At 68.9% G+C, this 9011-nt stretch carries 8 protein-coding genes and 1 pseudogene; 4 read left to right on the forward strand and 5 right to left on the reverse strand.

What is annotated here, in order from left to right; all coding sequences use genetic code 11:
- The first annotated feature begins 117 nt into the window (after nucleotides 1-117).
- Entirely contained in the window at nucleotides 118-1089 is a 972-nt protein-coding gene (locus ACOJVU_RS11865; protein ID WP_421529956.1) for a hypothetical protein, read from the forward strand.
- A 270-nt stretch (nucleotides 1090-1359) separates the two neighbouring features.
- Here ACOJVU_RS11865 and ACOJVU_RS11870 read toward each other — a convergent pair whose 3' ends face one another.
- The gene (locus tag ACOJVU_RS11870) at nucleotides 1360-2391 is read right to left on the reverse strand and encodes a fused (3R)-hydroxyacyl-ACP dehydratase subunits HadA/HadB (protein ID WP_421529957.1); all 1032 of its coding nucleotides are present in this window, start codon (nucleotides 2389-2391) and stop codon (nucleotides 1360-1362) included.
- A gap of 231 nt (nucleotides 2392-2622) precedes the next feature.
- On the opposite strand from ACOJVU_RS11870, the gene ACOJVU_RS11875 reads away from it, so the two are divergent.
- From ACOJVU_RS11875 to ACOJVU_RS11885, 3 genes are all read left to right on the forward strand, one after another.
- Nucleotides 2623-2844, forward strand: coding sequence for a hypothetical protein (locus ACOJVU_RS11875; RefSeq protein ID WP_421529958.1), 222 nt, complete (start codon nucleotides 2623-2625; stop codon nucleotides 2842-2844).
- Between the two features lie 562 nt (nucleotides 2845-3406).
- Nucleotides 3407-4264, forward strand: coding sequence for an acyl-CoA thioesterase (locus tag ACOJVU_RS11880; RefSeq protein ID WP_343709279.1), 858 nt, complete (start codon nucleotides 3407-3409; stop codon nucleotides 4262-4264).
- An 18-nt stretch (nucleotides 4265-4282) separates the two neighbouring features.
- Nucleotides 4283-5002, forward strand: coding sequence for a CoA pyrophosphatase (locus ACOJVU_RS11885; protein WP_343709278.1), 720 nt, complete (start codon nucleotides 4283-4285; stop codon nucleotides 5000-5002).
- 29 nt (nucleotides 5003-5031) lie between these two features.
- On the opposite strand, the gene ACOJVU_RS11890 is transcribed toward ACOJVU_RS11885, so the two are convergent.
- From ACOJVU_RS11890 to ACOJVU_RS11905, 4 genes and pseudogenes are all read right to left on the reverse strand, one after another.
- A complete protein-coding gene (locus ACOJVU_RS11890; RefSeq protein WP_421529959.1) occupies nucleotides 5032-5931 on the reverse strand; it encodes a class I SAM-dependent methyltransferase in 900 nt (299 codons plus the stop codon).
- 74 nt (nucleotides 5932-6005) lie between these two features.
- Nucleotides 6006-6859, reverse strand: a pseudogene (locus ACOJVU_RS11895) (LLM class F420-dependent oxidoreductase).
- A 97-nt stretch (nucleotides 6860-6956) separates the two neighbouring features.
- The gene (locus ACOJVU_RS11900) at nucleotides 6957-7646 is read right to left on the reverse strand and encodes a class I SAM-dependent methyltransferase (protein ID WP_421529960.1); all 690 of its coding nucleotides are present in this window, start codon (nucleotides 7644-7646) and stop codon (nucleotides 6957-6959) included.
- A 152-nt stretch (nucleotides 7647-7798) separates the two neighbouring features.
- Nucleotides 7799-8731: an LLM class F420-dependent oxidoreductase gene (locus ACOJVU_RS11905; RefSeq protein ID WP_421529961.1), complete on the reverse strand. Its 933-nt coding sequence runs from the start codon at nucleotides 8729-8731 to the stop codon at nucleotides 7799-7801.
- Nucleotides 8732-9011: the final 280 nt, after the last annotated feature.

Consider the following 9011-nt stretch of genomic DNA (forward strand, 5'->3'; position numbering starts at 1 on the left):
TGTGTTTTCCACGCGGCTGACGCTATCTGCCACCGCCGACACAACGAGCCGATGCATCTTTGTCGGCGGCTACTGCTAGAGATACTCGCAACATAGAGACAACCGATGGGAGGAATCATGGCGGACAAGACACCGGTGAAGATCGTTAGCGACCAGTTGGTGATGGGTCCGGTGACGGTCGGGTTTCAGCGCACGCTGCGGATTCCCGAAGCGGGTTTGCATTACCTGCCGCCCGGCTTGGGGCGGTTTCCGTTGCGGCGGGTGCAGGACTATCCCGACACCGCCCCAGCCGGGTGGCTGGCCCGCGGTGGGGTGATGCTGCCGATCTACCAACGCGAGGCGATGTGGCTGTCCTTCGATGCTGCTGAGCCCGCGGCGCTGCAAATCGGGGTCGGCAAGGTGTGCGCGGTGAGTGGGCTGGGGTGGTTCGAGCACCTGGTCAAGGATCCGCAGAACTATGTTGTGCTGCCGGATCAGCCGTGGCTGGACGGGATCAACGCCGGCGATGGTTTCATCCGCCAGTTCGTTGCCATCCCGCTCGGGTCGGGAGCCACGGTCGAGGGACAGGTGACTGGGCAGGAGGCCCACGGTGGGGTGCAACTTCGGGCCGTGGGTCTGACCGAAGAGGCGCTCGAGGCGTGGCGCGCCGCGCACCGGATGGTGGCTTTCGACATGGCACCGATGGCGTGCCCGGATGCGATCGGTTCTGCGGACATGGGGCTCGGTGCCGGCGGGCGGATGCGCCAGGAGGTGTACACCGATGGCCGCCCGCTCGCTGATTACGACGAGGGTGGTGCCCAGCGGGTGTTCGTTAACTTGTGCTCGGCCGCGCAGTGGACGGCCATTACCGGAGAGGTGCCGCCCCCGACTCCGGTCGACCGCGACGCCTACGTCAGCGCCGGGCTGCCGTGGTTCGACTACTACGACGCCGACGCGCGGGATCTGGCGCCATCGCAGATCCTGGCGAAGGTCAAGACCGTCGGCGAGAAGCTTGGTGGCGAGGAGGAACCGTTCTTGCCAGTAGATCCGAAGACGGTGGTCAAGCTCGGCGATGCGGGTTCAGATGCGGTTCCTGACGGAACGTGGTGAGGTGACGTTGGAAACGGCTCAACGCTACGCCAAGCGTGCCGAGTTCCTGACCAAGTGCCGCACGAAAAGGCTCGTCGGCCGTCCACTCCCGGGGTGCTGTCGTTACAGTGCGTGCCGACTGCGCCAAGGGCGCCCATCCACGATGCGGGCGCAACTGGCCGAACACGAAAGCGGCAGAGCCGACTGCGTAGGCTGAATTTCAGAAGTGTTGCGCCGCGGCCGAACTGGCCGACTTCGAAATCCGGCGCGGCCGCAGCCAAGGCCGCCAGGTCAGCGGAATCGCACGTTCAATGTCGCCAGGCCGAAGATCTTCCGGCCGTCGGACTTCGCGGCGACCACGACAACACCGGAGCGGGTATCGGGATCCAGAGACTTGATGCGGCCACTGAATTCGATGTCCGCGCCTTCTGCGGCCGACACGATCGCCGGCTGGGACAACCGCACCGCGTAGCGGGTGACCGCGCCGGGGTCTCCCGACCATGCGGAGGCGAAGCCGGCACCCAACCCCATGGTGAGCATGCCGTGGGCGATCACATCGGGCAGTCCGGCCAGTTTGGCGATGCCCTCGTCCCAGTGAATCGGGTTGGCGTCTCCGGCCACGCCGGAATAGTTCACCAGGTCACCGCGGGACAGCCGGGCATGACGCACCGGTAGCTCATCGCCGACCTTCAGGTCGTCGAACGACCCCGTCCCCGGCGTGCGGGCCGTGCCTTCGTCGGCGATCCGAACCTCCCTCTCGGGACGGACGGTCTTGCGGTAGTCGGCATCGGATTTGCCGACAGCGAGGAGGTCGACGTCATGCATCATGATATTCGGGACGGCCGTCTTGATCGCCGGGTCGACGTCCTCGGCGGTGACGCCGACGACGGTGGTGTGCAGGGTGTGTACCCGCTCGCCGGCGATGTCGGTGAAGGTGTTGGTCACGGTGATCAGGTGTCTGCCGGCGAACCTGCGCACCGAAGACAATTCGACGTCGACACGCAGTTCGTCGCCGGCCACGATCGGGCGGTGCTGCTCGAAGACTTCTTCGGTCTGCATGTAGGTGTCATAACCGACGACGACCGATTCGAACATGCGGCGGTTGCAGTTCATTCCCGGCACCGAGGTGAACGTCATCGGCGTCACCAGGTCTGCGTACCCCAGGCCCGCAGCGGCGGCAACGTCCCAATGTGCCGGGTGATAGTCCTGCACTGCACGGGCATATTCACGGACCTTTTCGCGGCCCACCAAATAGGTGCCGTCCATTTCGTAGTAATGGCCGACCCGTGATTCGAGCAGCGAGTCTTCTGTTGTTGCGGTCATGGAGTGCCCAACTTTTCTACCGGTCTGTTCGCGGAGGCCGACCACAGCACACTAGCGTGCGGTGACCGCGGCAACGCGGTCCGTTCCGGTTCGGCGGTTTGTTCCCGATGCCGCCGCGGCCCGGCCCGGCTCCGGCGGACCAATCCCGGCACGAGCCGTGCGCGAACCTCCGAACCCCAGTTCGTCGCGGCCCCCGGCGGGGCAACGCGAAGGCGGGGCAAGATGTAGTCCGTGAGTTGGGCGAGGCACGAGGGACGGGCGCTTGCGGACACCACCCTCAGCGGCGAGGCGCTGCGTGCCGCGCTCGAAGACCATATCCGCGCGCAAAATCCGAGTCTGACGGATGTGCGTCTGGAGGGAGTGAACGTGACCGAGGAATACGACGCCGGCACCTCGCCGGCCGGGCGGTGGTACTCGGTCACCTACCTGGCCGACGACGGTTTGGGCTATTAGGCCAAACCACGGCTCCGACCGTGTATCCCACGACGCCTCGTCGGCATGTCGTGTCCGGACGTTCACACTCAGGAGCTGCCCCGCGGCGGCGGTCAACCCGGACGCGTCGCGACGAGTTGGTCGACTGATCACCGCGCCGATACCCGGCCGTGGCACGGTGCTCACGTGCAATCCGACGCGGTGGTCGTCGTCAACCACTGGCGTTCATCCTCGGGGTGACGAGCGGGTTGGCGGCCCTCGGGGTGCGGTACCAGCTGGCGCGCCAGCCTGCCCATGCCGTCTAGCCCGAGCCTTCACCGGAACCGGGACGTTTCAGCGGTAGTCACGGGCAAGGCCGAAGCCGTCGGCGCCCAGAATGTTTCCAGGGCAGTAGGTTTCGGGATCGGTCCACAACTCGTAGCCGGTCGCCGGCACGATTGCGCGGCGATGGCGTCGTTGCGGGTGCCCAGCAGGGCGCCCGGCACGCGTCTGGCGTCTCGGGCCGGCGTGTGGACACATGACGGATATGTGTTCACGCCGGTCACCATGCCGGCGGTCCGGCGGCCTGCGGCATGATGCCAGGGTGACCTACCGTTCGCCGTCCCTGGCCGAGGTCATCGCCACGTTGCGGGTCGACCGCAAAGACGACCGGCATTTCGTCGCCGCCCAGCTGGACAACCCGGCGCACCACATCGTCGGCGGACATATCGCCGGGCAGGCGCTGATGGCGGCCGGGCTGACCGCGCCCGGCCGCACGCCGCACAGCGTCCACGTCTACTACGTGCGCGCCGGGGACGCCCGGCTGCCGGTCGACCTGCACGTCGACGTGGCACGCGACGGCGGCACGCTCTCGACCCGGCAGGTCACCGCGCGTCAGGATGGCCAGATCCTGCTGGAGGCGCTCGCGTCGTTCAGCGTGCCGGTCGAATCGCTCGACTACCAGCAGCCGATGCCCGAGGTGCCCGACCCGGACACGCTGTCGCCGGTGCAGGAGCAGCTGGCCGCCTATGCCGACGAGCTGGGCGGGCACTGGGTCAGGAAAGCGCCGTTCGAGCTTCGCTACGTCGATGCACCGCCGCGGCTCTCCATCGAGGCGCCCACACCCTCGCCGCGTATCCGCATGTGGTGGCGGCCAACCGAACCCGTGCCGGACGACGAGATGCTGCACTGCTGCCTGCTGACCTATCTCTCCGGGACGACGATGCTCGAGACCGCGCTCGCGATGCGGCGTGCCACGCCGCCGACCATCTTCAACGCGCTGATCGACCACGCGCTGTGGTTTCACCGCCCGGTCGACGTGTCCGATTGGGTGCTCTCCGATCAGGTTTCGCCCAGCGGGGTCGCGGGGCGCGGGCTTGCGACGTCGACCATGTACAACCGCGCCGGCCAACTGGTCTGCATTGCCACCCAGGAGCTCTATTTCGGCCGGGGCAAGGGCTGAGAACGATAGGGTCGAGCGGTGACCATCGGCTACGACGACGCACTGCGGGAACGGATCCGTGCGCACGTGGCTCATCACGAGCGCCGCACCGTGGCCGACCCGAGCAAGCGGCGCGCGGCCGTCGCGGTGGTACTCGTCGACTCCGAGGCCGGCGAGGACCGGGTGGATCCGGCACCGGTGGACGAGTGGATCGGCGGGCGGCCCATGCCGGAGGCCAACCTCGACGGCCGCATGGTCGACGTCTCGGGTGGTGCCGCGTTCCTGCTGTGCCGCAGGGCTATTCGGCTGTCGTCACATTCGGCACAGTGGGCCCTGCCAGGCGGCCGCCTCGACCGTGGTGAAACGCCGGTCGACGCCGCGCTGCGGGAGCTGCACGAGGAGGTCGGCATCGCGCTGCCCGAGTCGGCCGTGCTGGGGCTGCTCGACGACTACCCGACGCGGTCGGGCTATGTGATCACCCCGGTGGTGATCTGGGGTGGCGGCCGGCTCGATCCGCGACCGGCGCCCGAGGAGGTGGTCGCGGTCTACCGGGTGGGGCTGCACCAACTGCTACGCGACGACTCGCCGCGGTTCGTCTCCATCCCGGAAAGTCCCCGCCCGGTCGTACAGATCCCGTTGGGCAATGACCTCATCCACGCGCCGACGGGTGCGGTGCTGCTGCAACTGCGGTGGCTGGGCCTGGAAGGGCGCCACGACCCGGTTGACGAACTGGAACAACCGGTGTTCGCCTGGAAGTAGCCCGATCCGCCCGGTGCCGGTCGAGAGTGTCAGGCCAGGGTCGCGGTCAGGTAGCCGGACGCGTCGCCGAACGACGCCAGGTCGTCGTCCGGCAGCGCGAAGCCGTTCTCGGCGTAGGCCTGCTCGGTCGTTCGGATGTCGACCTGCCAGCCGTGGCCGCCCAGGTACTCGGCGGCGGTGTTGCGGTCGCCGGTGTAGAACAACTCGGCCAGGTCGATGTTGGAGCCCAGGCGCCGCGACCGCTCGGTGAGCTTCTGTGCCCAGTCCGACGGGATGCGCCGCAGGTCCAGGTGTTCGGTGGCGATCAGGCTGCCCGCCGCCGAGAGCGCCGCGATGTTGTCGAACAGGCGGTCCTGCGCCTCGGGCGGCAGATACACCAGCAGGCCTTCGGCGCTCCACGCCGTGGGCTGCCCGGCGTCGAAGCCGGCCGCTTGCAGCGCCGCCGGCCAGTCGTCGCGCAGGTCGATCGCCACGGTGCGCCGCTGCGCGGCGGGCTCGGCGCCCAACCCGGCCAGCGTCTGCGTCTTGAATTCGATCACCGCGGGCTGGTCGATCTCGTAGACCACGGTGCCCGCCTGCCACGGCAGCCGGTAAGCCCGGGTGTCGAGCCCGGACGCCAGGATCACCGCCTGCCTTATGCCGGAGCCGCCCGCCTGAATGAAGAAGTCGTCGAAGAACCGGGTGCGCACGGTGATCTGTTCGTTCATGGCCCGGCGGTTGAGCAGGGGATCGTCGGCGCGCTGCAGCTCGCCGTCGAGGAGCTTGATGAACGTGTCGATGCCGACCGCGCGGACCAGCGGGTCCGCCCACGGGTCGTTCAACAGTGCGTCCGGGCCCTGGGACGCGGTCGCGCGCGACGCGGCGACCGCCGTGGCGGTGGCGCCGACGCTGGACGCGAGATCCCAGGTGTCATTCTCCGTGCGGCTCATACGACGAACGCCTCTCCGCGGCTGGTCAATTACTTAGTTGAATTAAGCATACCGGTGCGCGGGGTGCGCCGGCGCTACTGCAGGTCGGCGGCGACGCGTTCGAGGACCGCGAGGTGCTCGTCGACGGCGGCCAGGCCGGCGTTCATGGTGTTCACCGAGACGTGGGTCGCGCCGGCGGCCTTCCATGCCTTGAGGGCGGTGGCGACCTTGTCCGGGTCGCCGGTCCAGCTGATCCGCCCCTCCATGCCGAGGGTGCCGACGTCGCGGCCCGCGGCCGCCGCCGCGGCGTTGACCTGCTCGCGTGCGCGGTCGAGCTCGGGGCCGGGTTCCGGCATCGGGAACCAGCCGTCAGCGACGCGTCCGGCGCGTTCGTAGGCGCGGTCGGAGGCCGCGCCGACACCGGGATCGGTCGTTGGGTGGGCGGCGGGGCCAGCCCCGCCGCGGTCACGGTGTGCTACCTCCCCGAGAACGTGACCGAGCGTTCGGTCCACAGCCTGCGCATGAGCTCGACCTGTTCCTCCGCGCGCCTGCCGCGGTCGCGGAAATTCTCGCCGAGGGCCTCGTACTCGACGGCGTTCCAGCCCAGACCCACTCCCAGCCGGACGCGCCCCTCGGTGAGCAGGTCGACTTCGGCGGCCTGCTTGGCCACCAGCACCGACTGCCGCTGCGGCAGGATGATGATGCCGGTCACGAGCTCCAGCGATGTCACCGCGGCCAGGTATCCGAACATGACGAACGGCTCGTGAAACGTCGAGTCGATGTCGTAGGGGCCCTGCCAGTCGCGGTGCACCCGCGGGTCGGCACCCACCACGTGGTCGTAGGCCAGGATGTGGGTGAACCCGAGCTCTTCGACGCGCCGGCCGTAGGCGCGCACGGCCGCGGGCTCGCCGCCGAGCTCGGTCTGGGGGAACACCACTCCGATACGCACCCGACGTTCCACCATGCTCCACCGCCATTACTTTCCCCGTAACGGAATTACTTCCGGGCAGGTACCCGCTTTCGGGGCGGGCAATCGGGCGGGCCGGCTACCCGAGGTGCGCGGACAGCAGCCACGCCCGCATCGATTTGCGGCCGTTGCCCTCGTCGCGGGTGTCGACAACGACGAACGACTCGCGGTTCTTCATCACGTTCTCGGGCAGGTTGGCGTGGATGCGTGCCGGCCGGATCTCGTCGACCACCCAGTACGGGGAAACCGCCTCGCGCAGTTCGGCTTCGGTGACCGGGTTGACCGGGCCGTCGGCCGGCATCCCCGCGCGGTCGAAGGCCAGCACGAAGTAGGACGCGCCCGGCGCCGCGGCGCGCACAATCGAGCGCTGGTAGCCCGCGCGCAGCCCGACCGGCAACGAGTGGAACAGCGTGGAGTCGACGATCGTGCCGAACCGGCCGTCATAGCCGGTGAAGGCACTGATGTCGGCGACCTCGAACGTGGCGTTGCTCAGGCCGCGTCGGGCGGCCTCCTCGCGGGCCAGGGCGATGGCGGTGGGGGACTGGTCCAGGCCCACCGTGGTGAACCCGCGCTCGGCCAGGTACAGCGACACCGCCGCCTCACCGCAGCCGGCGTCGAGCACGTCGCCGTGGAACTTTCCGGCGGCGATGAGCGCCGCGATCTCGGGCTGCGGCTCGCCGATGCTCCACGGCGGCCGGTTGCCCTCACCCATTTCCGGGGCCTCGCCCCGGTAGGCGGATTCGAACATTTCTCGAGTTGGTTGCGACATGACCCCTTTATATCAAGCAACCTGATTGAATATCAAGCCAGTTGATATATCGCGCGACCGCGGTCGGTTACCCGATCCGCGGCGGGGGCCAACGCGCCGGGCTGTTGCGCTCGGTCGCGACGGCGGGGCCCCCGACCACCGCGGGCGCCGGGTCAGCGCAACTGGGGGATGACCGCGCCCGCCAACAACTCCAGGTGCTCCAGGTCGGAGAGGTCGAGCAGCTGGGCGTAGACGCGCCGCACGCCGATGTCGTGCCACGCCCCCAGCTTCTCGACGATCTCGCCGGGCGTGCCGGCCAGCGGGCTCTCGGAGCGCAGCTCGTCGACGTCGCGGCCGATCGCGGCGGCGCGCCGGGCGGCCTCGGCGTCGTCGCGTCCGGCGCCGACCACGAACGCGGCCGAGTAGACGATCGAGTCGGCCGGCCGGCCCGCCGCGGCGACTGCCTCGGCCACCCGCCCGTACTGCGCTCGGGCGGCGTTCAGCGGCTGGAACGGCACGTTGAACTCGGCCGCGTACCGCGCGGCCAGTCGCGGGGTGCGTTTGGCGCCCAGGCCGCCGATCACGATCGGCGGGTGCGGACGCTGGACCGGCTTGGGCAGAGCCGGTGAACCGGCGATCCGGTAGTACTCGCCGGAGTAGTCGAACGTCGTGCCCGGTTCGGCGGTCCACAACCCGGTGACGATGGCCAGCTGTTCGGCGAGCCGGTCGAAGCGCTCCCGCAGCGGCGGGAACGGGATGCCGTAGGCCTGGTGTTCCTTCCCGAACCAGCCGCTGCCCAGGCCCAGTTCGACGCGCCCGCCGCTCATCTCGTCGACCTGGGCCACCGCGACTGCCAGCGGTCCCGGGTAACGGAACGTCGCGGAGCTCACCAGGGTGCCCAGCCGGATGCTCGACGTCTCGCGTGCGAGGGCGCCCAGCGTCACCCAGGAATCGGTCGGTCCGGGCAGACCGTCGCCGCTCATCGCCACGTAGTGGTCGGAGCGGAAGAAGGCCGCGAAGCCGAGTTGTTCGGCGGCGCGGGCGACGGCGAGCTGGTCGGAGTAACGGGCGCCCTGCTGCGGCTCGACGAAAACGCGGAATTCCATGGCAACCTTCGGTGTCTCGTGGTGGTGCGGCCGAACCCGAACCTGCACGCGTCTGTGACCAAACTGAGACCTGCAAGGTTAGCCTCGATTTTTCGTGCGGGTGGGGTTCGGGGGTGCTGAGCCATGAAGATCGCTGAGCGATAGCGATTTTGGGCTTGGGGTGTGTTTGGTCGTCCCGTGTCGCCGGGGTGGGCGGGCTTTCCTATGGCCGGTGGGTCTTTCGGGTCGTCGGGGCGGGTTTGCGGTGGTCAGGGGAAGGCGGCGCGGATGCGTTGCCAGG

Origin of the sequence: Mycobacterium sp. THU-M104, assembly GCF_049197365.1 — a bacterium.
In the GTDB taxonomy this organism is placed as follows: domain Bacteria; phylum Actinomycetota; class Actinomycetes; order Mycobacteriales; family Mycobacteriaceae; genus Mycobacterium.